The organism is Leifsonia sp. McL0627 (assembly GCF_058244615.1).
The window spans coordinates 1,182,273-1,208,431 of record NZ_JBZCGM010000003.1 but is presented as its reverse complement, the minus strand read 5'-3'; the positions used below and the strand labels follow the sequence as shown (position 1 = coordinate 1,208,431).

27 protein-coding genes and 2 tRNA genes are annotated in these 26,159 nt (G+C 68.6%); 21 read left to right on the top strand and 8 right to left on the bottom strand.

Features of this window, described 5'->3' with window-relative positions; genetic code table 11:
- Nucleotides 1-28: 28 nt before the first annotated feature.
- The 12 genes from dnaG to AC37TH_RS13990 all read left to right on the top strand — a co-directional run bounded on the left by dnaG (nt 29) and on the right by AC37TH_RS13990 (nt 13,219).
- Nucleotides 29-1,897, top strand: coding sequence for a DNA primase (dnaG, locus tag AC37TH_RS14045; protein ID WP_490764955.1), 1,869 nt, complete (start codon nt 29-31; stop codon nt 1,895-1,897).
- Nucleotides 1,898-2,096: 199 nt separating this feature from the next.
- A complete protein-coding gene (locus AC37TH_RS14040; RefSeq protein ID WP_490764954.1) occupies nt 2,097-3,731 on the top strand; it encodes an ABC transporter substrate-binding protein in 1,635 nt (544 codons plus the stop codon).
- 87 nt (nt 3,732-3,818) lie between these two features.
- On the top strand, nt 3,819-4,919 hold the full coding sequence (locus tag AC37TH_RS14035; protein ID WP_490764953.1) for an ABC transporter permease: 1,101 nt from the start codon (nt 3,819-3,821) through the stop codon (nt 4,917-4,919).
- A gap of 1 nt (nt 4,920) precedes the next feature.
- Entirely contained in the window at nt 4,921-5,970 is a 1,050-nt protein-coding gene (locus tag AC37TH_RS14030; RefSeq protein WP_490764952.1) for an ABC transporter permease, read from the top strand.
- Entirely contained in the window at nt 5,967-7,658 is a 1,692-nt protein-coding gene (locus AC37TH_RS14025) for an ABC transporter ATP-binding protein (protein ID WP_490764951.1), read from the top strand. The genes AC37TH_RS14030 and AC37TH_RS14025 overlap by 4 nt, the downstream gene beginning before the upstream one ends.
- Nucleotides 7,659-7,667: 9 nt before the next feature.
- Nucleotides 7,668-8,522 carry an ATP-binding cassette domain-containing protein gene (locus AC37TH_RS14020; protein WP_490764950.1) on the top strand — a complete coding sequence of 285 codons (855 nt, stop codon included), beginning with the start codon at nt 7,668-7,670 and terminating at the stop codon, nt 8,520-8,522.
- Nucleotides 8,519-9,544 carry a D-isomer specific 2-hydroxyacid dehydrogenase family protein gene (locus AC37TH_RS14015; RefSeq protein ID WP_490764949.1) on the top strand — a complete coding sequence of 342 codons (1,026 nt, stop codon included), beginning with the start codon at nt 8,519-8,521 and terminating at the stop codon, nt 9,542-9,544. Before AC37TH_RS14020 ends, AC37TH_RS14015 begins: the two co-directional genes overlap by 4 nt.
- A gap of 83 nt (nt 9,545-9,627) precedes the next feature.
- A tRNA-Asn gene (locus tag AC37TH_RS14010) sits at nt 9,628-9,700 on the top strand.
- Between the two features lie 184 nt (nt 9,701-9,884).
- The gene (locus tag AC37TH_RS14005; RefSeq protein ID WP_490764948.1) at nt 9,885-11,069 is read left to right on the top strand and encodes a sensor histidine kinase; all 1,185 of its coding nucleotides are present in this window, start codon (nt 9,885-9,887) and stop codon (nt 11,067-11,069) included.
- Nucleotides 11,066-11,728 (top strand): response regulator, encoded by a 663-nt coding sequence (locus AC37TH_RS14000; protein WP_490764947.1) that lies wholly within the window; start codon nt 11,066-11,068, stop codon nt 11,726-11,728. Before AC37TH_RS14005 ends, AC37TH_RS14000 begins: the two co-directional genes overlap by 4 nt.
- A gap of 172 nt (nt 11,729-11,900) precedes the next feature.
- Nucleotides 11,901-12,209, top strand: coding sequence for an SHOCT domain-containing protein (locus tag AC37TH_RS13995; protein WP_490764946.1), 309 nt, complete (start codon nt 11,901-11,903; stop codon nt 12,207-12,209).
- A 98-nt stretch (nt 12,210-12,307) separates the two neighbouring features.
- Nucleotides 12,308-13,219, top strand: a complete 912-nt coding sequence (locus AC37TH_RS13990; RefSeq protein WP_490764945.1) for a sensor histidine kinase — start codon at nt 12,308-12,310, stop codon at nt 13,217-13,219.
- Between the two features lie 38 nt (nt 13,220-13,257).
- Here AC37TH_RS13990 and def read toward each other — a convergent pair whose 3' ends face one another.
- Nucleotides 13,258-13,824, bottom strand: coding sequence for a peptide deformylase (def, locus tag AC37TH_RS13985; RefSeq protein WP_490764944.1), 567 nt, complete (start codon nt 13,822-13,824; stop codon nt 13,258-13,260).
- Nucleotides 13,825-13,864: 40 nt separating this feature from the next.
- Between def and AC37TH_RS13980 the strand changes: the two genes are divergently transcribed.
- The 3 genes from AC37TH_RS13980 (at nt 13,865) to AC37TH_RS13970 (ending at nt 16,288) form a co-directional block, all read left to right on the top strand.
- Nucleotides 13,865-14,830, top strand: coding sequence for a DMT family transporter (locus AC37TH_RS13980; RefSeq protein ID WP_490764943.1), 966 nt, complete (start codon nt 13,865-13,867; stop codon nt 14,828-14,830).
- A gap of 90 nt (nt 14,831-14,920) precedes the next feature.
- The gene (locus AC37TH_RS13975) at nt 14,921-16,204 is read left to right on the top strand and encodes a glycosyltransferase (protein WP_490764942.1); all 1,284 of its coding nucleotides are present in this window, start codon (nt 14,921-14,923) and stop codon (nt 16,202-16,204) included.
- 10 nt (nt 16,205-16,214) lie between these two features.
- A tRNA-Ile gene (locus tag AC37TH_RS13970) sits at nt 16,215-16,288 on the top strand.
- Nucleotides 16,289-16,383: 95 nt separating this feature from the next.
- Here AC37TH_RS13970 and AC37TH_RS13965 read toward each other — a convergent pair.
- On the bottom strand, nt 16,384-17,412 hold the full coding sequence (locus tag AC37TH_RS13965) for an LCP family protein (protein WP_490764941.1): 1,029 nt from the start codon (nt 17,410-17,412) through the stop codon (nt 16,384-16,386).
- 227 nt (nt 17,413-17,639) lie between these two features.
- Here AC37TH_RS13965 and AC37TH_RS13960 point away from each other — a divergent pair, with 227 nt between their 5' ends.
- Nucleotides 17,640-17,990: a hypothetical protein gene (locus AC37TH_RS13960; protein WP_490764940.1), complete on the top strand. Its 351-nt coding sequence runs from the start codon at nt 17,640-17,642 to the stop codon at nt 17,988-17,990.
- Nucleotides 17,991-18,002: 12 nt separating this feature from the next.
- Here the strand turns inward: AC37TH_RS13960 and AC37TH_RS13955 are convergent, their stop codons facing one another.
- Nucleotides 18,003-18,431, bottom strand: a complete 429-nt coding sequence (locus AC37TH_RS13955) for a hypothetical protein (RefSeq protein WP_490764939.1) — start codon at nt 18,429-18,431, stop codon at nt 18,003-18,005.
- Nucleotides 18,432-18,502: 71 nt separating this feature from the next.
- Between AC37TH_RS13955 and AC37TH_RS13950 the strand changes: the two genes are divergently transcribed.
- Nucleotides 18,503-18,898, top strand: a complete 396-nt coding sequence (locus AC37TH_RS13950) for a hypothetical protein (RefSeq protein WP_490764938.1) — start codon at nt 18,503-18,505, stop codon at nt 18,896-18,898.
- Nucleotides 18,899-18,938: 40 nt separating this feature from the next.
- Here the strand turns inward: AC37TH_RS13950 and AC37TH_RS13945 are convergent, their stop codons facing one another.
- Nucleotides 18,939-19,409, bottom strand: a complete 471-nt coding sequence (locus AC37TH_RS13945; protein WP_490764937.1) for an NUDIX hydrolase — start codon at nt 19,407-19,409, stop codon at nt 18,939-18,941.
- 91 nt (nt 19,410-19,500) lie between these two features.
- Between AC37TH_RS13945 and AC37TH_RS13940 the strand changes: the two genes are divergently transcribed.
- Nucleotides 19,501-19,959 carry an NUDIX hydrolase gene (locus AC37TH_RS13940; protein ID WP_490764936.1) on the top strand — a complete coding sequence of 153 codons (459 nt, stop codon included), beginning with the start codon at nt 19,501-19,503 and terminating at the stop codon, nt 19,957-19,959.
- Between the two features lie 37 nt (nt 19,960-19,996).
- On the opposite strand, the gene AC37TH_RS13935 is transcribed toward AC37TH_RS13940, so the two are convergent.
- Nucleotides 19,997-20,332, bottom strand: a complete 336-nt coding sequence (locus AC37TH_RS13935) for a hypothetical protein (RefSeq protein WP_490764935.1) — start codon at nt 20,330-20,332, stop codon at nt 19,997-19,999.
- A 109-nt stretch (nt 20,333-20,441) separates the two neighbouring features.
- Here AC37TH_RS13935 and AC37TH_RS13930 point away from each other — a divergent pair, with 109 nt between their 5' ends.
- Entirely contained in the window at nt 20,442-22,115 is a 1,674-nt protein-coding gene (locus AC37TH_RS13930; protein WP_490764934.1) for a bifunctional 3'-5' exonuclease/DNA polymerase, read from the top strand.
- A gap of 88 nt (nt 22,116-22,203) precedes the next feature.
- Nucleotides 22,204-23,052, top strand: a complete 849-nt coding sequence (locus AC37TH_RS13925; protein WP_490764933.1) for a DUF1684 domain-containing protein — start codon at nt 22,204-22,206, stop codon at nt 23,050-23,052.
- Nucleotides 23,053-23,145: 93 nt separating this feature from the next.
- Here the strand turns inward: AC37TH_RS13925 and AC37TH_RS13920 are convergent, their stop codons facing one another.
- Nucleotides 23,146-23,709 carry a PadR family transcriptional regulator gene (locus AC37TH_RS13920; protein ID WP_490764932.1) on the bottom strand — a complete coding sequence of 188 codons (564 nt, stop codon included), beginning with the start codon at nt 23,707-23,709 and terminating at the stop codon, nt 23,146-23,148.
- A 184-nt stretch (nt 23,710-23,893) separates the two neighbouring features.
- Between AC37TH_RS13920 and AC37TH_RS13915 the strand changes: the two genes are divergently transcribed.
- On the top strand, nt 23,894-24,397 hold the full coding sequence (locus AC37TH_RS13915; RefSeq protein ID WP_490764931.1) for a DUF3145 domain-containing protein: 504 nt from the start codon (nt 23,894-23,896) through the stop codon (nt 24,395-24,397).
- 149 nt (nt 24,398-24,546) lie between these two features.
- Here the strand turns inward: AC37TH_RS13915 and AC37TH_RS13910 are convergent, their stop codons facing one another.
- The gene (locus tag AC37TH_RS13910) at nt 24,547-25,782 is read right to left on the bottom strand and encodes a beta-ketoacyl-[acyl-carrier-protein] synthase family protein (RefSeq protein ID WP_490764930.1); all 1,236 of its coding nucleotides are present in this window, start codon (nt 25,780-25,782) and stop codon (nt 24,547-24,549) included.
- 120 nt (nt 25,783-25,902) lie between these two features.
- On the bottom strand, nt 25,903-26,151 hold the full coding sequence (locus tag AC37TH_RS13905) for an acyl carrier protein (protein WP_055893767.1): 249 nt from the start codon (nt 26,149-26,151) through the stop codon (nt 25,903-25,905).
- Nucleotides 26,152-26,159 lie beyond the last annotated feature (8 nt).

Below are 26,159 nucleotides of genomic sequence, written 5' to 3'. Positions count from 1 at the left end.
AGTCGTCCCGGCTCAGTAGAATCGTCGTATGGCCGGCCGAATTCGACAGAGTGACATCGAAGAGGTCAAAGCCCGCACCAACATCGCCGACATCGTCGGTGACTATGTGAGCCTCAAATCGGCTGGTGTCGGCTCGCTGAAGGGCCTCTGCCCGTTCCACGACGAGAAGAGCCCGAGCTTCACCGTGCGCTCCGCCGTCGGCCGCTACCACTGCTTCGGCTGCGGTGAGGGCGGCGATGTCTACGAGTTCCTGCAGAAGCTCGACCACGTCTCCTTCACCGAGGCCGTCGAGCGTCTTGCGGCGCGCATCGGCTACCAGCTCCGCTACGAGGACGGCTCAGGCGGCCCGTCCGAGCATGGCAACCGAGCGCGCATCCTGGCCGCCAACGGCGCGGCGGAGGAGTTCTTCCGCAGCAGGCTCGGGTCGCCGGAGGCCGAGATCGGCCGGCGCTTCCTGGGGGAGCGGGGCTTCGACTCCGCCGCCGCCGCCCGCTTCGGCGTCGGGTTCGCCCCGAAGAGCTGGGATGAGCTCACCAAGCACCTCCGCGCCAAGGGGTACACCACTGAGGAGCTCACGACGGCCGGTCTGGTCTCGCAGGGCGACCGGGGCGTCTACGACAGGTTCCGCGGGCGGCTGATCTGGCCGATCCGGGATGTGACCGGCCAGACCATCGGGTTCGGGGCCCGCCGTCTGCTCGACGACGACAAGGGCCCGAAATACCTCAACACCCCCGAGACGCCGGTCTACAAGAAGGCCCAGGTGCTCTACGGGCTGGATCTCGCCAAGCGCGACGTGTCCAAGCTCGACCAGGTGGTGGTCGTCGAGGGGTACACCGACGTCATGGCCTGCCATCTCGCCGGGATCACCACAGCGGTCGCCACCTGTGGAACGGCGTTCGGCGTCGACCACATCAAGGTGATCAGGCGCATCATGGGCGACGACAACAGCAAGGGTTCCGTCATCTTCACCTTCGACCCGGATGCGGCAGGCCAGAAGGCCGCGACGCGCGCATTCGGCGAGGAACAGCGGTTCTCGGCCCAGACCTACGTCGCGGTCGGCCCGGAGGGTCTCGACCCGTGCGACTTGCGGCTGGCGAAGGGCGACGATGCCGTCCGCCGCATGATCGACGCCAAGAAGCCGATGTTCGAGTTCATGATCAGGCAGGTGGTCGACAAGTACGACCTGGACACGGTGGAGGGCAGGACGTCCGCGATGCGCGAGGGAGCGCCGATCGTCGCGACCATCCGCGACCCGGCGTCGCAGAACGGTTACGCACGCGAGCTGGCGCGGTTGTCCGGCGCCGACCTGCAAGACACCCTGCGCGCTGTGCAGGCCGCCCGGCGCGGTGAGCAGCGTGCGGAGCAGCGCAACGCGCAGAACGGCAGCAGCCGGGACCAGAGCGGCCAGGACAGCAGCGCCGCCCTCCCCATCGTCCAGCAGTCCGACCTCCGCGACCCAACCCAGCGCACCGAGCGCGAGTCGCTCATGGTGCTGCTGCAGCTCCCGTCCGAGGTCGGTCAGGAGCGGGCGGCGCGGGCCGTGCAGGTGCCGTTCGTGAACGCCACTCATGCTGTGATCCGGGATGCGATCGCCAGCCAGCTCACCACGATGGCCGATCCGGGATGGGTCGACCGGGTGCTCGCCGAAGTGCCGCAGGGCTACGGCCCGACCGTGAACGCCCTCGCTGTCGCCGCGCTTCCGCAGGCGGCCGGGGACGTGTCCCGCTATGCCCGCTCGATCGTCGACGGGCTCATCGACCGCGACCTGCTGCGCGAGAAGGCGGAGCTCACCAACCGGCTTGCGCGCACCGACCAGCAGGAGGCGGAGTTGCGCAGATCACTGCAGGTGGCGATGGCGTCGATCGACGCCGAACGCATGCGTTTGCGCGGAGAATAGGGCATCCAGCGCGAATGGTGTGCATTGATGCGCACATGAGCGCACTTTTGTTGCACCCACGTAAAGATCTCGCTACGAAGTGCATTCGGATGCATCCATCGAACTCATTTCGTGTTAGGACATACCTACGCGATTCGGCACAGGTGCAGATCTCTGCGCGCCGAGTCGGTGACCCCACACCAGGAAGAGGTACTCGGATATGAGATCCGCACACATCAGCGGCAGGCGCCTGCTGGCCGTGTCCGCCGCACTCGCGGCGACGGCTTTGGTGCTCGCCGGCTGCTCCGGGAGCAATAACAGCAGCTCCGGTGGCAGCGGTGGAACCCTGACCATCGGAACGACGGACAAGATCACGTCCATCGACCCGGCCGGTTCGTACGACAACGGCTCGTTCGCCGTGATGAACCAGGTCTACCCGTTCCTTCTGAACTCGCCGTACGGCAGCCCGGATGTGAAGCCGGACATCAGCACGAGCGCCGCCTTCACCTCGCCGAACGAATACACCGTCAAGCTGAAGCCCGGACTGAAGTTCGCGAACGGCCACGACCTGACCTCGTCCGACGTGAAGTTCACGTTCGACCGTCAGAAGAAGATCAACGACCCGAACGGGCCTGCGTCGCTGCTGGCGAACCTGGACAGCGTCTCGACGCCGGACAAGACAACGGTCGTGTTCAAGCTCAAGGTCCCGAACGACCAGACGTTCGCGCAGGTGCTCTCCAGCCCGGCCGGCCCCATCGTCGACGAGCAGGTCTTCTCGGCTGACAAGGTCACGTCGGACCAGACCATCGTCAAGGGTCACGCGTTCGCCGGTCAGTACGACATCACCAGCTACGACTTCAACAACCTGATCGCGTACAAGGCGAACCCGAACTATCAGGGCCTCCTCGGCAAGCCGGCCACCGACAAGGTGAACGTCAAGTACTACGCCGAGTCGTCCAACCTGAAGCTCGACATCCAGAAGGGCGCGATCGACGTCGCGTTCCGCAGCCTCACCGCGACCGATGTCGACAGCCTGTCCACCGACAAGAACGTCAAGGTCGTGAAGGGCCCGGGTGGCGAGATCCGCTACATCGTGTTCAACTTCAACACCATGCCGTACGGTGCGACCACGCCGGAGGCTGACGCGAAGAAGTCGCTCGCCGTGCGTCAGGCGGCAGCCGACCTCGTCGACCGCGCCACCATCGCCAAGCAGGTCTACAAGGGCACGTACACCCCGCTCTACTCGTTCGTCCCCGAGGGACTGACCGGCGCGACCACCGTGCTGAAGGACCTCTACGGCGACGGGAACGGCGGGCCGAGCCTCGACAAGGCGAAGGCCGCTCTGCAGGCTGCCGGCGTCACCACGCCGGTCGCGCTGAACCTCCAGTACAACCCGGACCACTACGGTCCGTCCTCCGGCGACGAGTACGCACTCGTGAAGGAGCAGCTGGAGAACGGCGGCCTGTTCAAGGTCAACCTGCAGTCCACCGAGTGGGTCCAGTACTCCAAGGACCGCGTCGCCGACGTGTACCCGGCTTACCAGCTCGGCTGGTTCCCGGACTACTCCGACGCCGACAACTACCTGTCGCCGTTCTTCATCAAGGACAACTTCCTTGCGAACCACTACGACAACCCGGAGGTCCAGTCCCTCATCGAGCAGCAGCTTGGCGAGACCGACGCAGCCGCCAGGACCAAGCTGATCGAGGAGATCCAGGCCAAGGTCGGAGCCGACCTGTCCACCCTGCCGCTGCTGCAGGGCGCCCAGGTCGCCGTGGTCGGAAAGACGGTGAACGGCGCGGACAAGACGCTCGATCCGTCGTTCAAGTTCCGCTACGCTGCCCTCTCCAAGGGCTGATATCAGCAGGCTAGCCAGCTAGCCGACCTGGGGGCGGCCCGCATCGCGGGTCGCCCCCAACCCACGAACCACCCACGATTGGCTTCCATGACAGCGACTGTCACCGGCCCGGCCGCGCCTGCAGCGTCCGGTCCAGAACGAACCAGGACGAAGCAGCGGCGTTCGGGAGGCGGCCTCGGCCGTTACATCCTGGTCCGCGCTCTCCTCATCATCCCGACGATCTTCATCCTCGTCACTCTCGTCTTCTTCCTGATGCGCTCGACGGGCGACCCGATCACGGCCGCGCTCGGCGGCAAGCTGCCTCCCGCGCAGCTCGCCCAGCGCATCCACGAGGCCGGCTACGACCGGCCGTTGATCGTGCAGTACTTCGACTACCTCGGTCAGATCCTGCGCGGCGACTTCGGCACGAGCTTCACCGACCACCAGCCGGTCACGCAGATCCTGCTCACCTACGGCGCGGCGACGCTGGAGCTCGCGTTCTACGCGCTGATCGTCGCGTTCATCGTCGGGATCCCGCTCGGCATGGTCGCCGCGTACTTCCGCGACAAAGGCCAGGATGCGTCCCTGCGCGTCTTCGCGATCCTCTGCTACGCCACGCCGGTGTTCTTCTCCGGCCTGCTGCTGAAGCTGGTGTTCTCGATCTGGCTGAACTGGCTGCCCGTCGCAGGCCGTGCATCCACCAGCTCGGAGCTGGAGATGCAGCTGCTGCCCAACAAGACCGGCATCTATCTGATCGACGCGTTCCAGACCGGCGACCCTGCCGTTGTCGGCGACGTGCTCATGCACGCGATCCTGCCGGCGCTCGCGCTCGGTCTGCTCACCGCCGGCGTGTTCCTCCGCCTTGTGCGCACGAACGTCATCGGCACGCTCTCCACCGACTACGTGGATGCGGCCAGGTCGCGCGGTGTCAGCGAGTTCCGGCTCGTGCGCAAGCACGCGTACCGGCCGGCGCTCATCCCGATCATCACGGTGATCGGCCTGCAGATCGCGCTCCTGCTGGGTGGCGCGGTGCTGACGGAGACGACCTTCGAGTGGAAGGGGCTCGGCTTCCAGCTGGCCCACTACCTGCAGGCGCGCGATTTCGTCGCCGTGCAGGGCATGGTCGCCCTGCTCGCGGTGGTCGTCGCCCTCACGAACTTCATCGTCGACATCATCGCGGCGCTCATCGACCCGAGAGTGAGGTACTGAGATGGCGAAGCGCAGCATCCTGGACAGGCTCCCCATCATCCACCAGCTCCGGCAGAGCGTCGGCCTGCAGCGCGGAATGCTCGTGGCGGGCCTCATCATCACCGGCATCTTCATCCTGATCGCCATCTTCGCCCCGCTGATCGCGCCGTTCGGGTTCGCCCAGCTGAAGGATGCGCACGGCCAGTTCGGCTCGCAGCAGCCGCCGAGCTCCGCCCACACCTGGGGAACGACCGTCGGAGGCTACGACGTGTTCTCCCGCACGATCTGGGGCGCGCAGACCGCGATCTCGGTGATCATCGTGGCGGTGATCCTGTCGATCTTCGTCGGCATCTTCCTCGGCCTCGTCTCCGGGTATCTCGGAGGCTGGCTCGACCGCGTGCTCGTGGTGGTCTGCGACGCGATCTACGCGTTCCCGTCGCTGCTGCTGGCGATCGTCATGGCCATCGTGATCAGCGGAGGGCAGTCGAACCTGTGGGGCGGCATCCTGGCCGCGGCGATCTCGATCACGGTCGTGTTCATCCCGCAATACTTCCGGGTGATCCGCGCGGAGGCCGTCCGCATCAAGGCGGAGGCGTATGTGGAGTCGGCGAAGGTGGTCGGCGCGAGCACCGGGCGGATCATGTTCCGTCACGTGCTGCGCAACTCGACCCGCACGCTGCCGCTGATCTTCACGCTCAACTCGTCCGAGGCGATCCTGACGCTCGCCGGTCTCGGCTTCCTCGGCTTCGGCATCGAGCCGACCGCGGCGGCCGAGTGGGGCTACGACCTCAACAAGGCCTTGTCCGACGTGACGAGCGGCATCTGGTGGACCTCGGTGTTCCCCGGTCTCGCCATCGTGCTCGTCGTGCTCGGCATCACCCTGGTCGGCGAGAGCCTCAACGACCTGGCCGACCCGCGACTCCGCGGGCGTCGCGCCGTGGCGAAGGCGTCCGGCGCTGTCGCTGAGACCTCCGTCGTGCCCGGCGGAACCCTCTCGGCAGGACCTGGGGGCCTCGACGGCCTCGAGGGCGGGGAATCGTTCGACGAACACGGAATCGAGGTCAAGCCATGAGCGACGTCGTACAGATCGACAATCTGGTGGTCTCGTTCTCCACCGACGCCGGCGCGGTGAAAGCCGTGGACGACGTGTCCCTGCGGGTCGCACCCGGCGAGGTCCTCGCCATCGTCGGCGAGTCCGGCAGTGGCAAGACCGTCACCGCCAAGACCATCCTGGGTCTGCTGCCGGAGACGGCCACCGCCTCCGGTGCTGTCATCCTGCGCAGCAAGGACGGCCAGAGCGAAGCGGACGTCATCAGCCTCAGCAAACGCCAGCTCCGCGAGGTGCGCGGCACGGATGTCGCGATGGTCTTCCAAGAGCCGTCCACGTCCCTGAACCCGGTGTATCCGGTGGGCTGGCAGATCGCCGAGGGCCTCCGCGCCCACAGCAAGATCTCCAAGAAGGACGCGCAGAAGCAGGCCATCGAGATTCTCGAACGTGTCGGCATCCCGGATCCGGAGAAGCGGGTCAAGTACTACCCGCACCAGTTCTCCGGCGGCCAGAAGCAACGCATCGTCATCGCGATGGCTCTCGTGCTGAACCCGGGGCTGATCGTCGCCGACGAGCCGACCACGGCACTGGATGTGACGGTGCAGGCCGAGATCCTCGACCTGCTTCGCCGCTGCCGCGACGAGTTCGGCGCGGCCATCGTGCTGATCACGCACAACATGGGCGTGGTCGCCGACCTGGCAGACCGTGTCGCCGTGATGTACCAGGGCAAGCTGGTCGAGGAGGCGGACGCGCGCACGCTGTTCGCCTCGCCGCAGGCCGACTACACCAAGAAGCTGCTCGCGTCGGTGCCCAAGATCGGGCAGGGCGTGTCGTCCACCCAGGACAGGGCGGCCGGACGCGGCACGGAGTGGGAGAGCGCGATTCCCGTCGTGAAGGCGGAGGGGCTGCGCATCCAGTACCCCGGAAGACTCGGGCAGCCGGGCTTCGTCGCGGTCGACGGCGTCGACTTCGAGATCCGCGCCGGAGAGGTGCTCGGCCTGGTCGGGGAGAGCGGTTCGGGCAAGACGACCATCGGACGCGCGATCGGCGGCCTCAACCGGGTCACCGGCGGGTCGCTGAAGGTGCTCGGGCACGAGATGAACGGCGTCAAGGAGCGGCAGTTCAAGCCGGTCCGCAGCGACATCGGCTTCGTCTTCCAGGACCCGGCGTCGAGCTTCAACCCGCTGCTCACCGTCGCCGACTGCGTGGCGGAGCCGCTGGTGGTGCACGGGCGCGCCTCCAGCCCGGCGGAGGCGCGGAGTCGCGTCGACGACCTGCTTGAGGCCGTGCAGCTGCCGAAGAGCTACGGCGACCGGTTTCCGCACGAGCTGAGCGGCGGCCAGCGCCAGCGTGCCAGTCTGGCCAGGGCGCTCGCGCTCGAACCGACACTGCTGATCGCCGACGAGCCGACCTCCGCGCTCGACGTGTCCGTTCAGGCGCGCGTCCTCGAACTCTTCGCAGAACTGCAGAAGGAGTTCGGCTTCGCGGCGCTGTTCATCAGCCACGACCTCGCCGTGGTCGACCTGCTCGCCGACCGCATCGCGGTGCTGCACCGCGGCAAGCTGGTCGAGGAGGGGACGGGTGCCCAGGTGCTCGGCAACCCGCAGCAGGCGTACACGCAGCGCCTGCTCGCCTCCCTCCCCGTGCCGGATCCGATCGAACAGGCCGACCGGCGGGAGACCCTCCGCGCTTTGCGAGCGGAGAGCGCCTAGGGTCGTTGTGTGAGTTCCAACCCCGCCATCGTCGTCAGCGACCTGTCCGTCGAATACCCAGCGCGGGGCCCGAGCGCCTCCTGCGTCGCCCTCCGTGGAATCAACGTCCACGTGGAGACGGGGGAGGTGCTCGGGGTTCTCGGGGAGACGGGCTCCGGCAAATCGACGCTGGCGGCGGTGCTCGCGGGCCGCGGCCTCCCGCTCAAGGCGTCTGAGCCCGGTCCGCGGATCAGCGGGGGCGACGCAACAGTGCTCGGGACGTCGCTGCGTAAGGCGCGGAAGCGCGACCTCGCCGAGGTGACGTTCCACGTCGGCTATCTGGCCCAGGATGCGGCGAACACCCTCGAACCGTCGCTGACCATCTCCGACAACGTCTCCCTGCCGATCTTCGAGCGCGACGAGCACTACAGCAGGCGTGCGGCGGGGGAGCGGGCGGCGACGCTGCTCGACACCGTGCACCTGCCGCTCAGCGTGCTGAACAAGTACCCGTACGAGCTGAGCTCCGGCCAGCGCCAGCGGGTCGCCCTCGCCAGGGCGCTCGTGCTCGGCCCGTCCGTCCTCGTCGCCGACGAGCCGACCGCCGGCATCGACGCGACAGTGCGGGATGCGGTCATCGACCTCCTCGCGCAGCTCCGCGACCACGAAGGCTTCTCCGCCGTCATCGTCAGCCACGACCTCTCTGTGCTGCGCAGGGCGAGCGACAACACGATGGTGCTTCAGGGCGGCCGCGTCGTCGGCTACGGGCCGATCGAGGATGTGCTCGCCAACCCCCAGCATCCCTTCGTCGAAGGGCTCGCGAAGGCACTCAAACCACCGCAGCGCCGAACCGAGCGGCGCCCGAGACGCACGGAGACGAACCGATGACCGTCAGCGACAACACTGCCAGTGACGCCACCTTCCGCCAGCACCGCGCCGTCCTCGCCGTCGAGGCGGATGCGCTTCCGGCCGACCGGCGTCCCGCTCCCGGGCCGATCGCCATCCTGCCGGAGCCGGAGCAGACTTTCGTCGACGCCGTGCACGCCGGGGGAGGCGAGGTCGCACCGCTCTCGAACGAAACGCGCGGACTGGTCTGGCTGACCTATCGGGATGCGCGTGGCCTGACGGACGTGCTCGAAACGCATCCGCAGATCGGCTGGGTGCAGCTTCCGTATGCGGGCGTCGACGCGTTCGCCGACGTGCTCGCCGCTGAGGACAGGCCGGGCCTGCTCTGGACGAGCGCCAAGGGCGCATACGCGCAGCCGGTCGCCGAGCACGCCCTCGCGCTCACGCTGGCCTTACTGCGCGTGCTGCCGAAGCGCGTCGTCGCGCGGTCGTGGGCGACGGAGCAGGAGGGACGCTCGCTATACGGGCTCCGCGTGGTCATCGTCGGGGCGGGTGGCATCGCGCTGGAGCTGATGCGCCTGCTCGAACCGTTCGGGACGGACATCACCATCGTCCGCCGCTCGTCCGAGCCCGTCGCGGGTGCGAGCCGGACGGTCACAGCCGACCGGCTCGGCGAGGTGCTCCCGGACGCCGACGTCGTTGTCATCGCCGCCGCCCTCACCGGAGGGACGCGCCACCTGTTCGGCGCGCGCGAGTTCGCAGCGATGAAGCAGACCGCCTACCTGGTGAACATCGCGCGCGGCGGCCTGGTCGACAGTGACGCGCTCGTCACAGCCCTCGCTTCCGGCGCCATCGCGGGCGCGGGGATCGACGTCACCGACCCGGAGCCTCTGCCGGACGGGCACCCGCTCTGGGACGAGCCGAACTGCCTCATCACCCCGCACCAGGCGGACACACCGGAGATGACGGCGCCCCTGCTCGCCGAGCGCATCCGGTTGAATGTGCACGCGTTTCTGGACGACGGCCGCTTCGTGGGAGTGGTCGATCCGGCCGAAGGCTACTGATGACGGGCGACGCGCGCGGGCGTCACGGCCGATTTTTGTGCCGCGGACTTTCCTTGCTAGAGTAGCTACGCTGATTCAAGCATTCCTCGATAGCTCAATTGGCAGAGCAGCCGGCTGTTAACCGGCAGGTTGATGGTTCGAGTCCATCTCGGGGAGCGTCTAACCCCCGAACTTCCCGGAAGTTCGGGGGTTCTTTCGTTCCCGCGCGCATATGTCCGCCCCGGCATACACCCAGCCTGCGACGCTCGCTATGCGACCCAGGGTGAGTACTCCCGGGGGAGTAGCCGTGAACCTCCCTGCGGCGGTCGTTGGGCGACCGGCCGCTCGTTAGCATGGACGGATGGCCTGGACCGCGGATGAGCAAGCGCGGCTCGCGCGCGCCGAACGCGGCTGGAGCAACCGCCCGAGGCCCCCGGCGGCGCGCTGGTTCCCCGTCATCCTGGCCGCGATCATTCAGCTGCCCGGCGTGTTCATCGCCTTCCACGACGCCCGCAGGGATGCGCTCTCGCTCGTCTTCGTGCTCGTCGCGTTCGCGTCGTCGTTCGTCCTCCTCGCCGCCCGGAAGCATCCCGGCCCCGTCGTCGCGGTGATCGGCCTGCTCTGCGCCCCGGCCATCGCCGTGAGCGCGGGCCCGCCGTTCGCCGTCGTTCCGCTGGCCTTCGCCGTGGTGAGCGCGGTCGTGCGCGGCGCGCGGGTGTGGGCCTGGTGGACGCTCGCCGGGCTCGCGATCCTGGGACCGTTGGCCGCCTACCTGCTGAGCGCGTATCCGACCGCCATCATCCGGCCGCTGATCGTGGCGCTCGTGCTGCTGCTGCTGGTGGGCGTCGGCGAGGCGATCCGCAACAGACGCGACCGTTACCGGGAGCTGTCGCGCACGATCGCCGCGCGCCGCGAGTCCGCCGCGGAGGCGGAACGCCTGCGCATCGCACGCGAACTGCACGACGTGCTGGCGCACTCGCTCTCCCAGATCAGCGTGCAGGCCGGGGTCGGCCTGCACCTGTTCGACTCCCGCCCCGACAAGGCCAGGGAAAGCCTGGAGGCCATCAGGGCGACGAGCGGACAGGCCCTCGAAGAAGTCCGCGGCGTGCTCGGCTTCCTCCGGGCGGACGGCGACAGTGCAGCGCGCGCCCCGGAACCGGACATCGACCGCATCCCGGTGCTGGTGGAGACCTACCGGCGCGCCGGCCTCGACGTTCAGTACGAGAACTCGCTGGGCAGCATCCCGGCTCCGGCCATCCAGCTGGCTGTCTACCGCATCGTGCAGGAGTCGTTGACGAACGTGGGGCGGCACGCGCAGGCGACCACCGTGCGCATTGCACTCGGCCAGGACGCCCGCGACTACGTGGTGTCGGTCTCCGACGACGGCAGAGGGCTTCCCGGTGGCGATGACGAACCTGGCAAGGGGATGCTCGGGATGCGCGAGCGCGCGGAACTGCTCGGCGGCCGGTTCGAGGCCGTCGCCGGGGTGGACGGCGGCCTGACGGTCACCGCGCACATCCCGATCAGGACAGTGGGCACGACGTGATCACGGTGCTCCTGGCCGACGACCAGCATCTCGTCCGTGCGGGCTTCCGGGCGCTCCTGGAGGCGGAGGACGGGATCGACGTGGTCGGGGAGGCCGCGACAGGCCGCGACGCCGTCGAGCTGGCGACGCAGCTCCGCCCGGACGTCGTGCTCATGGACATCCGGATGCCGGACGGCGACGGCCTGTGGGCCACGGAGCAGATCGTGGGCGACCCTGACCTCGCGGGCACCCACATCGTGATCGTGACGACGTTCGAGCTCGACGAGTACGTCGCCCAGGCGATCACAGCGGGCGCCAGCGGCTTCCTGGTGAAGGACACCGAGCCCGTCGACCTGATCAGAGCGGTGCGCGTCGCGGCCGCCGGGGACGCCCTGCTGTCGCCCGGGGTCACCAGGAGACTGCTCGAACGGGTCGCAGGCGGGTTGCGCCCTGCGCCGCCGACGGCTGCGCTCGACGCCCTGACCGACCGGGAGCGCGAAGTGCTCACGCTCGTCGGCCACGGCCTCAGCAACGGGGAGATCGGCGAGCGGCTCCACCTGAGTCCGCTCACCGCCAAGACGCACGTGTCCCGCATCATGCAGAAACTGGATGCGCGCGACCGGGTGCACCTCGTGGTGCTCGCGTACGAGTGCGGTCTCGTGCAGCCGGGGTGGCAGTAGCCGGATCGCTGGCAGTAGCCGGACGGCCGGCAGTAGCGGCACGCCCCGTCGCTGCTCCCCACGGAGTACGCACACTCACTCCGGCAGGCGGATTCGCTTTCCGCCGCTTCCGGCGAGGCTGATCAGTGACGGTTCGCATCCGACGCGGACCGCAGTCACGATTGGAATCATCATGCTCAGCACCATCGCCGCGACCACCGTCGCCGCCCACTGGGTGGGCCCGTGGGCGGGAGGGTTCGGCTTCCTGTTCCTGCTCATCCCGCTGTTCTGGATCGCCGTCTTCGTCCTCCTGTTCGTCTTCGCAGGGCGGCGCTGGCGTCGTGCGGCAGCCGCAGGCTACGGTCCAGGCTGGAACCGCGGAGGCCCGAGCCGTGCGGCTGAGGCGACGCTCGCCGAGCGCTTCGCCCAGGGCGACATCGACGAGGTCGAGTACCGCGCCAGGCTCGAAGTACTGCGCGCGAACCGGCAGCAGGGCTCCTAGCCCACACACGGCGACGACGGCGACGCGGGCGCACTGCGGCGGGCGGACGGATATGATCGTCCGGGCCGAAGACCGCATCACGGCCGGAAGGATAGGCCATGAACGCTCTGTCAGCGGCGGAGGCCAGGAGCCTGGTGCTCGTGCTCGCCATCGTCGGAGCTGTGCTCCTCGTCGCCGTCGTCGTCCTGCTCGTCCTCTGGCTGCGCGCACGCCGCGCGCACTCCAGGCTGAGCGATCAGCGCGCGGAGAACGAGTGGGACCGCATCGACAGGGAACTGGAGCTGGCCGAGCAGGCCGGCCGGTTCCGCATCGTGCGGGAACTCGGCGATGTGGCCATCCAGTCGGTGTCGCGTCTCGCGTCGCAGGCGGAGGGCGTCCGCTATGCGGCGGCCACCGATCCGGAGGCCGCCGCCCGCTCCGTCGCGGCCCTGGAGACGTCGGCCAGGGATGCGCTCGGCGACCTGCGGCGCATCCAGACCGTCGTGCGCGACGGCGAGAGTGCCGCGATGCCCCAGCCCAGCCTGCACTCGGCCCGCGACCTGTTCCGGGTGATGCGCGACGCCGGGCTCGACGTGACGTTCACCGAGAACGGCGAGCGGTTCGAGCTCCGGCAGGGCGCCGAGCTCGCAGTGTTCCGCATCCTGCAGTCGAGCCTGGAGAACGCGCTCAAGCACGGAGGCCCAGGGACGGCCGTCGCGATCGCCTTCACCTGGACGGGCGATGGGCTGCAGGTCAGCGTCGACGACGACGGTATCCGGTCGGCGGCGCGCAGGGCGGGGCTCGACGGCGACGCCGTGGACCAGGCGACTCAGTACACGATCGACGAAGACCTGCGGGCGCTCACCGAGACGTACGACGGCGCCGGCCTCACCGGGATGCGCGAACGCGCGGCGCTGTTCGGGGGAGTGCTGAACGCCTCCACCGTGCCGGGTGTCGGTTTCTCACTGTCTGTGGTGTTCCCCGCCCTGAAGTTCCACAACGGGGTGCACGGGGTCGACCTCGGGCGCTGATCCGTCCACGCGCCGGTCTGCCCGCCGGTCCGCCCGGCTCAGTCGTCCAGGTGGTCGCGGCCCGGCAGCCAGCTGAGCCCTGGAACGCCCCAGCTGCTCTTCTTCTGCACCTTCGCCGCCGCCTTGCCGTACGGGTGGCTGAGCCTGTCGACGTAGAGCACGCCGTCCAGGTGGTCGAACTCGTGCTGGAAGATGCGAGCGAGCCAGCCGTCCGCGCGGATCTCGAACGCCTCGCCGTCGAGGTCGACCGCCTGCAGGATGGCGCTCTGCGCGCGCCGCAGCGGGAAACGCTCGCCGGGGAACGACAGGCAGCCCTCCGCCTCGTCGTCCTCGTCGAGCTCGTCGATGCTCGTGGGGCTGATCCAGAGCACCGGATTGATCGCGACGCCCCTATGCAGCACGTCTTCGTCGTCCGTCCAGCCGAACACGAACAGGCGAAGCGGAACACCGACCTGCGGGCCGGCGAGACCGACGCCGGGTGCCGCATCCATCGTCTCGAACATGTCCGCGACGAGGGTGCGCAGCGCGCCGTCGAACTCCGTGACAGGGGCGGCGGGCGTGTGCAGGACGGGGTCTCCGGTGATCCGGATGGGAAGGACGGCCATTCAGCAAGAATATCGGGGTGAAACTGGATAGGGTCGTGGGGTGGGTACGGAACTGATGGATGCACTCGACTTGGCCTATGAGCCGAGCCAGCTGCTGGGCATCCCGATCGCGCTCATCGGAGCGTGCTTCCTCTCCGTCGGAGCCCAGCTCCAGCACCACGGTGTTGCGAAGGTCGAAGCCAACACCCAGGATGCGCAGTCCGGACTGAATCTGCGGCAGCTCGGCCTGCTCCTGGCCCGGCCGTCGTGGGTGATCGGCACGGTGCTGCTCGGTCTCGCCATCGTCTTCCAGCTCGTCAGCCTGAAACTGTCGCCGCTCATCCTGGTGCAGCCGCTCGGCGTCGTCGGCCTCGTCATCACGAGCATCCTGAACGCCAAGGTCAGCGGGGTGAAGCTCAACCACCGGTCGGTGATCGCGGTGAGCCTCTGCGTGAGCGGTGTCGGTGCGTTCGTGCTGATCGCGGCCGTGTTCGCGCGCGACCGGCCTGTGACGACGCAGGCGCTCGTGGAGATCCTGATCATCCTCGCTGTCGTGCTGCTCGCGTTCGGGGCGCTGTTCTACTTCCTCCGCGCCAAGTTCAAGGCGATCATCTACATCATCGGCGCCGGCGTGCTCTACGGTTTCGTCGCGACGCTCGCCAAGGTGGTCATCGACCGCGTGTCCAGACAGGAGTGGGACTGGCTTCTGGTGCTCTGCATCATCGCCCTGCTCGCCGCCGCGATCCTGGGTGCGTACTTCGTGCAGAACGCGTACTCGTCCGGCCCTCCCGACCTGGTGATCGCTGGCCTCACCGTGGTCGACCCGCTGGTCGCGGTGACCATCGGAATCGTGATCCTCGACGAGGCGGCCGGGGCGCCCTGGTGGGCGATGGTCGGCTTCGTCCTCTCCGGTGCTGTGGCCATCTACGGCGTGTTCCAGCTCGCGAGACACCACCCGCAGGCTGCGTCCGCCGCGCCGGTGGCGGCCGCCGTTGCCGACAAAGCAGCCGAATCCGGCTTAGACTAGGCCGTTGAATCAGCCGGTCGGGCCCCGATCGGCGAGCGAAGACCGTCGCCGGATTCACCATCCCGGCCCACTACCGTAGGGATTCACCACGTGCCCGATACGAGCGGACAGCCGAGCAGTACGCCCGCCCAGCCCTCCGTCCAGGCCGCCAGGCCGTCCGACACAGGCAGGAAACCGCTGACGGTCCTGATCGGTGCTGACACCTTCGCACCGGACGTCAACGGGGCAGCGCGGTTCGCCGAGCGCCTCGCCGCCGGGCTCGTCTCCCGCGGTCACGACGTGCACATCGTCGCCCCGGCTGCGAGCCGCAAGCACGGAACCTGGATCGAAGAGCACGAGGGCCAGAAGATGACGGCCCATCGTCTCTACAGCTGGCGCTGGTACCCGCACGACTGGCTGCGCTTCGCCATCCCGTGGCGGATCAAGCAGAACAGCTCGCGCATCCTGGACGAGGTGAAGCCCGACGTCGTGCACTTCCAGTCGCACATCGTCGTCGGCCGCGGACTGTCGCAGGAGGCCCAGAAGCGCGGCATCCGGATCATCGGCACCAACCACTTCATGCCGGAGAACATGCTGGAGTTCACACTCCTCCCTCGGTTCATCCAGGACTACGCGATCGGCCTCGCCTGGAAGGCGGCCCGCCGCACCTTCGGGCGGGCGGAAGCCGTGACGACGCCGACCGCGAAGGCGGCGCAGTTCCTGGAGAAGTACACCGGCCTGCACAACGTGCACGCCATCTCGTGCGGCATCGAAGCCCACAACTACACGCCAGACTTCACCCCGCGCACCGGCAACCACATCCTGTTCGTCGGCCGGGTGACCGGCGAGAAGCAGATCGATGTGCTGCTGAAGGCGGTCTCGCTGCTGCCGGCCGACCTGGATGCGAAGCTCGAGATCGTCGGAGGCGGCGACCAGCTGAAGAACCTCCAGTCGATGGCCGACCAGCTCGGCATCGCCGACCGCGTCACTTTCGCCGGCTACGTCACCGACGAGCAGCTGCGCGAGGCGTACACGCGCGCCACGGTGTTCGCGATGCCGTCGATCGCCGAACTGCAGTCGATCGCCACGATGGAGGCTATGGCCTCCGCGCTGCCGGTCGTCGCCGCGAACGCGATGGCGCTCCCGCACCTCGTGCACGACGGCGACAACGGCTACCTCTTCGAGCCGGGCAACGCGCAGAACCTCGCCGACCGCCTCCAGCACGTCCTCACCCTGCCGCAGGACGAACTCGACGTGCTCAAGAACGCGTCGCTGCGCATCGTCGCCGCCCACGATATCCAGACCACGATCAGTACCTTCGAAAGCCTGTATCGTGGTGAACCGGTGGCCGACCCGGTGACGGACGCGGCCCCGCCGGTGCCGCGCGCAGACTGACGAGGCACACGGGGCGGTAGCTCAGCTGGTTAGAGCATCGGACTCATAATCCGCCGGTCACGGGTTCAAGTCCCGTCCGCCCTACGATCACTGACGCGGAATCGGTGACGCAGACTCCGCGTCACCGGACGCACCTCAGAGGGTTGGAACCCGGTCGAGGAACGCCGGTTCGCGTCGCGCTAGCCGGCGAAGGTGGACAGGGCGTCGTTCGCGAGGTCCGTTCGAAGACGCGCGAGCGCCGCAGGGTCAACGTTCACGATGGACTGGCCGTCCGCCGATGTCCCGGTCCCGGCGGTCGGGAGGGTGAACGTGTGGATGCTCGACAGGCCAGACAGTCGCATGCTGGCAGCCAGCCCGAGCATCGTCTGCAAGTCGAAGCCCTGATCGACACTGACGGTGGAGCCTGTGGCCGCTGCGAAGGCGGTGAGCTTTGCGGGGTCGGCGAGGAGCGAGAAACTCAATAGTTTCGAGCCGAACGCCCGCATGAGGGCCTGCTGGTCTGCCACACGCTGGTAGTCCGCCGTCGCGAAGGCGTACCGCTCCCGCGCGAACGCGAGCGCCTGGTCGCCGTCGAGGTGGTTGATCCCCTTGACGAAGGTGTAGTGCGGGGACTTCACGGTGGTGAAGGCGACCGGGCTGTCGACATCGACCCCGCCGATCGCGTTCGTCATGGCTTTCAGGCCGGCGAAGTCGATGATCGCGACATGGTCGATGCGGGTTCCGAGGAGGTGCTCGACCGTCTGGACCACGAGCGGAGTGCCACCCCATGCCAGCGCGGCGTTGATCTTCGCCGTCCCGTTGTCGGGGATCGGCACCCACAGGTCGCGCATGATGGACATCACGTAGACGTTCTTGCGGTCGGCGTCGATGTGCACGAGCATCATCGTGTCCGCCCGCTGATCAGAGACGCCGGTCGTCCCGACACTCGTCGGCGCGCCACGCGAGTCGGATCCCAGTAGCAGGATGTTCATCGCTCCCGTTCTGGTCGCCGCAGGGCGGGTGGCGGGAGCAGGGAAGGCGCGCTGAATGTGAGAGACGTGCGTGTCGAACGTGGACGCGACAGAGCCGGCGTAGATCGCACCGCCGCCCAAGACCACCACGACGGCCGTGGCAACGGTGACGACGACCACGGCCGCCGCGACGAACCACCAGTGATGGCGAGCGTGCGTGTGGCGGTGAGGATGATGAAGAGCGGTGTGAGAGACCACGGCGCTCGCCCCCTTCGCGCCCGATCGGGACGCATTGTCGGCAACCAAAATGAGGTTTACTCAGCTATATCGAGAGTACGACGCGAGTTGCTCGTTGTCCTCCTTTTGGAGGACTCAGCCGTACCCCAGTTATGGGGTCATTGTCCGGTGCGACGGGCAGGGAGCACGCGACGATCTCATCCGGCGGACGGACGCGCCACCAGGATCCGGAATCGTACGGTGTGCTGATGACCGATTCCCTACGCAGAAGGCCCGGCCTCATCGCCGCATCGCTGGTCTGTGCACACGTCGTGCTCGCGCTGGTTCTGGCCATGGGTGCCCTGTCGCTCGCGCTCGCGGTCGGCGGCCCGGAGATCGGCAGGGACGAACTGTACCGGCTGGGACCGGCGCCGAAGCTCGCCGTCCTCGGAGCGTGCCTGCCTGTGCTGATCGCCACGACCTCCGCGTTGGTGCTCTCGTTCAGCGCGCGTCGGCAGCGCGCCTGGCTGGCCCCGGTGATCGGGATGATCGCGAGTGTGCTGCTCACCGGCCTGGGGCTCGCGTTCCTGCGCGCGCCGGAGCCGCTGGTCGGCGGCTGATCGACCTGCGGGCTACGCCAGCCTGCGCACGTACCGGGAGACGTCGGTCTGGCCGATGCCCGGGTCGTCGTCGAGACCGCCCGGCTTGATCAGGAAGTGCTGGCCGCCCGGCACCTGCGTCTCAAGCCATCCGCCGCCGCCGCAGGACATGCCCGAGCGTTCCTTCGTTCCGTCGGTGTACGCCAGGCAGACGCTCGACGGGTCGGTGCCTTTCAACAGGTAGAGCGAGAGGCCACCCGACTCGCCCTGATAGCGGGACGTGTCCGGGATCGCGCCGCCCGTATATGGGGTGACGGCGTCGGGTAGCGTGTCGGCGGCGTCACGTTCTCCGTCGAACGGCGACGGCACGCTGACGCACCCGGTCAGCAACGCAGCCAGCCCGATCGCCGTCAGTCCGGCCAGCCCCGTCAGCGCAGCGCGCCGCATCGTGAGTCGTCGCATCCCCATACCCCCTGCTCCGCAGGCTAGCAGCACCCCGGTATGCTCGCATCCAGACGAAAGGAGCCGTCCCGGTGGCTGCCCGACGACCCGCCAGGGTCACCTTCATCGCCGTGCTGACTTGGATCCAGGCGCTGTTCGACCTGATCGCCGGTATCGGGCTTCTCGTGCTGCAGAACGACCTGACGCTGCGCGCCCAGTTCGGCGGTTCGACAGGAGTCATCGTCACCGGGGTCGTGCTGATCATCCTCGCGCTCGTCACGTTCTCCGTCGCGCGCGGCCTGCTGCGCGGGAGCAGCTTCGCTCGTTCGCTGGTGACGTTCGTGCAGCTGCTCGCCATCGCGTCGGCGGTGTACACCGCTATCCTGCTTCCCGCGCAGCTTCCCGGCGCCGCCATCAGCGCCGCCGTCTCGCTTGTCATCATCGTCATGCTCTGGTCGGGTCGCGCCGTCGACTTCTTCCGCGGCTGACGTCGCCATCTTCGGTTCGCCGGGCGCGCGGGAGGGGGTGCTAGGCGAGGTGGCCGAGCAGGGCGTCGAGGACGGGGCGCTGGCCCTTGGTGAGCTGGGTGCCCGCGCGATCGACGGGGGTCCAGCAGGCCTCGTCGATCTCGGGGAACGACTGGATGCGGCCGGAGCGCGGCGGCCACTCCAGCTCGAACGCGTTGCTCGTCACCGTCTCCGGCGCGAAGTCGTCGGCCTCGGCCGCGAACACCGTCACGGTCTTGCCGGACGAGAGCGGGAAGTCGCCGAGTGGGGTGTACTCGACATCCGGGGCGTCGACGCCGATCTCCTCCGCGAACTCCCGGCGCGCCGTGGCAAGGTCGTCCTCGCCGTCCGAGGCCTCGACGATGCCCTTCGGGATGGACCACGCGCCCTCGTCCTTGCGCGCCCAGAACGGGCCGCCCATGTGCGCGATCCACACCTCGACGGCATCGCGCCTGCGGTAGAGCAGAATCCCGGCGCTGCGGACCTTGGGCATCAGGCGGTCCGGCGTTCAATGGTCATGTACCCACCCTAGAACCGTGACTGCGTGTGACGGGAGCACCCTGCACGACGACTAACGTGGAAGGGTGAACAGTGGAGACGCATGGGTCGAGGGCCCGGACGGCGAACGCTTCTGGGGCCGGTTCGGCGCTGCTGGTCTGCTCATCCACGACACCCGCCGCGGCATCCTGTTGCAGCACCGTGCCGACTGGAGCCACTTCGGCGGAACCTGGGGGCTCCCGGGCGGCGCGCGGCACGAGGGGGAGTCTGCTGTGGACGGCGCTCTGCGCGAGGCCGCCGAGGAGGCGTCGGTGCCTCCGGAGGCGGTGAGCGTGCTGTTCACGAGTGTGCTCGACCTGGGGTTCTGGTCGTACACCACCGTGGTCGCGGAGGCCGTTCATCCATTCGAGGCGCAGGTGGCCGACCCGGAGAGCATAGAGCTGCGCTGGGTGGAGGTCGGCGGCGTGACGGAGCTGCCGCTGCATCCGGGGTTCGCGGCTTCCTGGCCGGAGCTGCGGGCGCGTCTGGCCGGCCTGTCCGACTGACCGGACGCGCCGGCCGACGACCGACGACCGGCCACGCTCAGGATGCGATGCGCGGCCAGAGCACGGAGCCTGCGACGTCCTGATAGCCGACGGGCAGGCTGACAAAGGCCGCCGCTCCTGGATAGCTGGCCCGGCCGGGGTATCGCGGTGCGCCAGGGTAGTCGGGCGTGCCGCGGAACGGGTGGTCGGTGTCGCAGAGCAGGCGGTCGCCGACGACGGTGCCGAGGTAGTGTCCGTCCGGGGTGACGGCGTCGTCGTCGTTCCAGGGGAACCAGCCGATCCAGTCGCCGTCCGGGTTGAAAAGGAAGCGTCCGCCCTCGTCGGGGCGGAACGCGATCCAGGTGCCCTGACTGTCGTGCAGATATGCGGTCATCGTCGATCGCCTTTCGGGTTGGGATCGTCGTCGAGTGAATTATCCTCACCTTCAACCATGGTGGCAAGACCCGTCGGGTAATGTCGCCCGCCGGCGGCAGAATGGATGGGTGCACCTCGTACTCGACCGGCCGTCGCCCGGCAGCGTCCTGGCGACCAGAGTCGACACGGACGGCCTGGTCGTGGGGGAGCAGACCATCCCGAGTGCCGACCTCGCCGCGTTCGTCCGGAGCGAGGAGCCCGCGCACCCACGCTGGGCCTGGAGTGACACCCGCGGCTGGTATCCGCCCCTGCTCGCCGCCGGGGTGCGCGTCGAACGCTGCGACGACCTCCAGCTCAGCCACACCATCCTGCGGATGTCGACACTGTCCTCCTCCTCCGCGCTCGCCACCGCCCCACTCGGACCCTGGGATGCGGCCCCCGCCTTCGCCGAAGAGCAGCCCGCCGTCCACACCGCCCTGTTCGATCTCGCCGACCACCAGGCACAACAGCCACCCTCCGCGCTCGAGGAGTTTCAGGCGCAGCGCGCCGCCGTTGCGGACAGCACGGGGCCGGGCCGGCTGCGCCTGCTGCTCGCCGCGGAATCGGCCGGGGCGCTGATCGCCGCGGAGATGCGGTTCGCCGGGCTGCCGTACAGCGCGGAACGGCATGACGCGCTGCTGACCGAACTGCTCGGCGCCCGTCCGGCCTCCGGCCGGCCCGCCGTGCTCGATGTTCTCGCCGCCGAGCTCCGCTCGGAGCTGGAGAGCCCAGATCTCAACCCGGACAGCCCGCCCGATGTCCTCAGGGCGCTCAAGCGCGCCGGTCTCATGGTGACCTCGACGCGATCGTGGGAGCTGCGGGAGGTCGAGCACCCGGCCATCGCCCCGCTGCTGAGGTACAAGAAGCTGTCCCGCCTGCTCACCGCGAACGGCTGGACCTGGCTCGACACCTGGGTCCAGGATGGCCGGTTCCACCCCGACTACGTGCCGGGCGGCGTCGTCACCGGCCGCTGGGCGACGCGAGGCGGCGGGGCACTGCAGCTGCCGAAGCAGGTGCGCGGAGCGGTGGTCGCCGATCCGGGCTGGAAGCTCGTGGTGGCCGACGCCGCCCAGCTCGAGCCGCGCATCCTGACCGGACTGGCTGCCGACCAGTCGATGGCGGCGGCCGGACGCGGGAAAGACCTCTACGAAGGCATCGTGGCGTCCGGAGCCGTGGAAGAACGTGCGCAGGCGAAGGTGGCCATGCTCGGCGCGATGTACGGAGCGACGACGGGGGAGAGCGGCCGGCTGATGCCGCGGCTGACCAGGGCGTTCCCGCGCGCCATCCGGCTCGTTGAGGACGCGGCGCGCGCCGGTGAGCGGGGCGAATCTGTGACCTCCCGGCTGGGACGCAGCTCGCCGCGGCCGGGCGGCAGCTGGTCAGCGACCCAGTCGGCGGCGTCGTCGCCGGAATCCACGGAGGCCGACGAACGACGGGCGCGCAGCCAGGCACGCGACTGGGGCAGATTCACCCGCAACTTCGTGGTGCAGGCGAGCGCGGCGGAGTGGGCGCTGTGCTGGATGGCCGACCTGCGCAGACGGCTCACCGCGCTCGGAGGAGACGGTGCGCTGTTGCAGAGCCCGCACCTCGTGTACTTCCTGCACGACGAGGTGATCGTGCACGCTCCGGCCGACCTCGCCCACCAGGCGGCAGAGGCGGTGGTCGCCTCCGCAGAGGCCGCAGGTCGCCTCCTGTTCGGGGCATTTCCTGTCGAGTTCCCCGTCACGGCGGCGGTCGTCGACAGCTACGCGGAGGCGAAGTGACGCGCACAGGTGCCGCATCGTCGCGGCCACCGGAATGAACCTGTGTCGGAGTTGGTTGTCGAAGGTGATCTGACCGAGGATGGAGACCATGACAGACACCGCCACCGCACCAGCAGACCCTCGCGACATCCTGGCCAGGTACCGCCAACGCCGCGAGCAGGCTGTCACGGCGCCGAAGGGCAACCTGGCGCTCGTGAACACGCAGTGGATCACCGGAGACCCGGAGGCCGCCGCGCAGCCCGTATGGGGCATCCCTGGCCTGTGGGCGCCCCTGCCGAAGGGGCAGTCCGGGCTGAAGGTTGTGGCGACCGCCGAAGACGGCATCGTGGTCGACGGCGTGCTCGTCGACGGTGAGGCGATCGTGCGCGGCAAAGACGACGCAACCCCGAGTGAGATCGTGTTCAGCGACACGGTGACCGGGTTCGTCATCGCGAGCGAGGACGGCGACTACGCGCTGCGGGTCTGGGACTCCAACTCGGAGGCGATCCAGCAGTTCGGCTCGATCGACGCGTTCGACTTCAACCCCGAGTGGATCATCCAGGCGCAGTTCACGCCGATCGAGGGCGGGAAGACGGTCGGCTTCGAGCACCTCAAAGACGACGGGAGCACCAGGGAGAAGGTCATCCCGGGAGAGATCACGTTCAGCAAGGACGGCGTCAAGTACAACCTCGCCGCCTTCAAGGCCGGACGAGCTCTCCAGCTCGTCTTCGCCGACAGCACCAACGGCGAGTCGACATACTCGGTCGGCCGGTTCCTCTTCGTCGCCCCGAACCCGGACGGCACGGTGACGCTCGACTTCAACCTCGCCGTGTTGCCGCCCTGCGCGTTCAGCTACAACTTCAACTGCCCGCTGCCTCCCGCGCAGAACCGCTTCGCGGTCCCCATCGAGGCCGGCGAGAAGAACGTCCTGAGCAAGTCCGGCGCCCTCCTCCACTAGCTCCGAAGCTATCGAGTCAGGACTTATGCACGCCCCAGACCGGCGTGTCGCGTGCATAAGTCCGACTCGATTGCTGGGGTCAGGGGTCAGGGGTCAGGGGGTCTCTGCGGGGCGGCGGCCGCGGCGCGGGCGCTCGGGGGAGCGGTGCTGGAGCAGCGCATCCGGATGCGCGGTGAGGGTGGAGGCAACTTCGTCGAGCCACTCGATGGCCGCGCGGGCGCCCAGCTCGGCGGCGCGGTTCGCGGCCAGGACGGCACGGGAGTCCGCGTCGTGGGTGAGCTCGCGGATCTTCTCCTCGAACGCCCTGCGGTAGTCGGCGACGACAGCAGGGGCGTCAGCGCCGCCGAGCGACGCGGCGATGAGCACCTGATCCTGCATCTCGTCCCAGTCCGGGCGCGCATCCACGGGGCCTGCGGTCAGCCAGTCCTCGGCCGCCGCCGCGCCGTCGGCGGTGAGGGCGTAAAGCGGCAGTCCGTCGTCGGTGGTTCCCGCCGGTTGCACGAGGCCCTGGTCGACCATCCTGTCGAGCGTGGAGTACACCTGGCCGGCGTTGAGCTGGCGACGGTGAGCCGCCCGCGCGAGGAACTCGCCCTGCAACTGCGAGCCGTAGGCGGCGCCCTGCGTGAGCAGAGCGAGAAAACCATTCTGAACCGACATACTCAGTATGCTATTCCTTCGCACGCCGCGCCGGCATCGAAACCGTTGCAATCTTGTGACATGCGGTGGTTCTACGGCATAATTCACAAGAGCAGCCGTACGGTTGCCGCAATTTCATACTGTGCCGGTGAAGTTCCGCCGATTGGTCGTTGGGGAAGACGCATCCAATCGAACGGAGGACATCATGGCGGCACACGCAAGTCGAGGAGTGCTCTACGTGCACTCTTCTCCTGGCGCGCTCTGCCCCCACATCGAGTGGGCCGCGGGACGCGCCATCGGTCGCGCCGTGAACTTCACCTGGGAGTCGCAGCCGGTCCTCAAGGGCGCCCAGCGCACCGAGTACTTCTGGGAGGGACCCCAGGGCACCGGAGCCGCTATCGCCTCCGCTCTGCGCGGCTGGGAGCACCTGCGTTACGAGGTCACGGAAGACGCGGGCCTCGGCAGCGACGGCGGCCGATGGATGCACACCCCCGACCTCGGGATCTTCTTCGCCCAGACGGACACGGCGGGCAACATGGTCATTCCGGAGGACAGGGTGCGGTACGCGATGGAGATCGCCGGGGCGAACGCCCGCGAACTGCACCGCGAGCTGCGACTGGCACTCGGCCAGGCGTGGGACGACGAACTCGAACCGTTCCGCCACGCCAGTGACGAGACCAGCGTGGTCTGGCTGCACAAGGTGGGCTGACCGGCCGCACAGTCAGGCCGTGGACTCCCGCGGCGGGCCGGCCCAGGCATCATGCGCTGCCGCCCGCACGCGGTGAAACGCGACAGGCCCCGACCATCCAGCAGAGTGCTGGTGGGCGGGGCCTTCGTGCGTGCGGACCGTGGTGCCGGTCAGACCGAGCGGAACGCCACGACGGCGTTGTGACCGCCGAAGCCGAACGAGTTGCTGATCGCGAGCAGGTCGCCGTCTCCGAGCGCGCGCGGCGTCCGGACGACGTCGAGCGGGATCTCCGGGTCCATCTCGGTGATGTTGATGGTCGGCGGTGCGACGCGCTCGTGCAGCGACATGACGGTGAAGAACGCCTCGATCGCACCGGCGCCACCGAGCAGGTGACCGGTGGACGCCTTGGTCGCCGATACCGGGATGCCGTCGAGCAGGTCGCCGAAGACGCGGCGCAGGGCGTTGTATTCGGCGATGTCGCCGACCGGCGTGCTCGTGGCGTGCGCGTTGATGTGGGCGACGTCGGAGAGCGATGCCCCCGCTCCCTCGACCGCGGCGATCATCGCGCGGGCGGCCGCCGAACCCTCCGGGTCCGGGGCGGTGATGTGGTACGCGTCGCTGGTGACGGAACCGCCGACCAGTTCGGCGTAGATCTTCGCACCGCGGGCCTTGGCGTGCTCCTCGGTCTCGAGGACGAGCGCTGCTGCACCCTCACCGAGCACGAAGCCGTCGCGGGTGACGTCGTACGGCCGGGAGGCGGTGGCCGGGTCGTCGTTGCGCTTGGACAGCGCCTGCATGGCGGCGAAGGACGCGATCGGCAGCGGGTGGATGGCCGCCTCCGAGCCTCCGGCGATGACGACGTCGGCGAGACCCTGCTGCAGGTGGTCGTATGCGTTGGCGATGGACTCCGTGGAGGACGCGCAGGCGGAGACGACGGTGCGGATGCCGGCGCGGGCGTGGAGGTCCATGCCGATCGCGGCTCCAGGGCCGTTCGGCATGAGCATCGGGACGGTCATCGGCATGACGCGGCGCGGGCCGCGCTCACGCAGCGTGTCCCAGGCGTCGATCAGGGTCCAGACGCCGCCGATGCCGGTGGCCCAGTCGACGGCGAGCCGCTCGGGCTCGACCTCGGGGGAGCCGGCGTCTGCGTATGCCTCACGCCCGGCGATCAGAGCGAACTGGCTGGACGGGTCGAGGCGCTTCACCTCGTGCCGCTCGAGCACCGAGGTCGCGTCGACCCTGGCCTGTGCGGCGAAGGTGACGGGGAGGGCGAGCTCGGAGACCCACTCCTTCTCGATGGTGCTCGCACCGGACTCGCCGGCGAGCAGCGCCTTCCAGGTGTCGGCGGCGGTGCCACCGAGCGGCGACGCTGCGCCGACGCCGGTGACGACGATCTTTTTGGTCATAACGGCAACTCTCCGTAGATGGAACACGGCGCGCGCTCATGGCGCGGCCAACCGCGGGGGACCGGACATCGGTGGTGCCGAGCCGGTCCCGACCGCGAGGGACGTTTCTCGTGCGGGGTACTAGGCCTGAGCCTTGACGATGAACTCGACGGCGTCGCCGACGGTCTTCAGGTTCTTGACCTCTTCGTCCGGGATCTTGACGTCGAACTTGTCCTCGGCGTTGACCACGATGGTCATCATCGAGATGGAGTCGATGTCCAGGTCGTCGGTGAACGACTTGCCCAGCTCGACAGTGTCGGTCGCGATGCCGGTCTCGTCGTTGATGAGCTCGGCCAGGCCGGCGAGAACTTCTTCGGTGGACAATGCCATGGTGTTAT

Excerpts from the sequence above, each read along its gene's own strand:
- dnaG (WP_490764955.1), top strand. The coding sequence starts at position 29 with ATGGCCGGCCGAATTCGACAGAGTGACATCGAAGAGGTCAAAGCCCGC.
- AC37TH_RS14040 (WP_490764954.1), top strand. The coding sequence starts at position 2,097 with ATGAGATCCGCACACATCAGCGGCAGGCGCCTGCTGGCCGTGTCCGCC.
- AC37TH_RS14035 (WP_490764953.1), top strand. The coding sequence starts at position 3,819 with ATGACAGCGACTGTCACCGGCCCGGCCGCGCCTGCAGCGTCCGGTCCA.
- AC37TH_RS14030 (WP_490764952.1), top strand. The coding sequence starts at position 4,921 with ATGGCGAAGCGCAGCATCCTGGACAGGCTCCCCATCATCCACCAGCTC.
- AC37TH_RS14025 (WP_490764951.1), top strand. The coding sequence starts at position 5,967 with ATGAGCGACGTCGTACAGATCGACAATCTGGTGGTCTCGTTCTCCACC.
- AC37TH_RS14015 (WP_490764949.1), top strand. The coding sequence starts at position 8,519 with ATGACCGTCAGCGACAACACTGCCAGTGACGCCACCTTCCGCCAGCAC.
- AC37TH_RS14005 (WP_490764948.1), top strand. The coding sequence starts at position 9,885 with ATGGCCTGGACCGCGGATGAGCAAGCGCGGCTCGCGCGCGCCGAACGC.
- AC37TH_RS13995 (WP_490764946.1), top strand. The coding sequence starts at position 11,901 with ATGCTCAGCACCATCGCCGCGACCACCGTCGCCGCCCACTGGGTGGGC.
- AC37TH_RS13990 (WP_490764945.1), top strand. The coding sequence starts at position 12,308 with ATGAACGCTCTGTCAGCGGCGGAGGCCAGGAGCCTGGTGCTCGTGCTC.
- def (WP_490764944.1), bottom strand. The coding sequence starts at position 13,824 with ATGGCCGTCCTTCCCATCCGGATCACCGGAGACCCCGTCCTGCACACG.
- AC37TH_RS13960 (WP_490764940.1), top strand. The coding sequence starts at position 17,640 with ATGACCGATTCCCTACGCAGAAGGCCCGGCCTCATCGCCGCATCGCTG.
- AC37TH_RS13955 (WP_490764939.1), bottom strand. The coding sequence starts at position 18,431 with ATGCGACGACTCACGATGCGGCGCGCTGCGCTGACGGGGCTGGCCGGA.
- AC37TH_RS13945 (WP_490764937.1), bottom strand. The coding sequence starts at position 19,409 with ATGCCCAAGGTCCGCAGCGCCGGGATTCTGCTCTACCGCAGGCGCGAT.
- AC37TH_RS13935 (WP_490764935.1), bottom strand. The coding sequence starts at position 20,332 with ATGACCGCATATCTGCACGACAGTCAGGGCACCTGGATCGCGTTCCGC.
- AC37TH_RS13925 (WP_490764933.1), top strand. The coding sequence starts at position 22,204 with ATGACAGACACCGCCACCGCACCAGCAGACCCTCGCGACATCCTGGCC.
- AC37TH_RS13920 (WP_490764932.1), bottom strand. The coding sequence starts at position 23,709 with ATGTCGGTTCAGAATGGTTTTCTCGCTCTGCTCACGCAGGGCGCCGCC.
- AC37TH_RS13915 (WP_490764931.1), top strand. The coding sequence starts at position 23,894 with ATGGCGGCACACGCAAGTCGAGGAGTGCTCTACGTGCACTCTTCTCCT.
- AC37TH_RS13910 (WP_490764930.1), bottom strand. The coding sequence starts at position 25,782 with ATGACCAAAAAGATCGTCGTCACCGGCGTCGGCGCAGCGTCGCCGCTC.
- AC37TH_RS13905 (WP_055893767.1), bottom strand. The coding sequence starts at position 26,151 with ATGGCATTGTCCACCGAAGAAGTTCTCGCCGGCCTGGCCGAGCTCATC.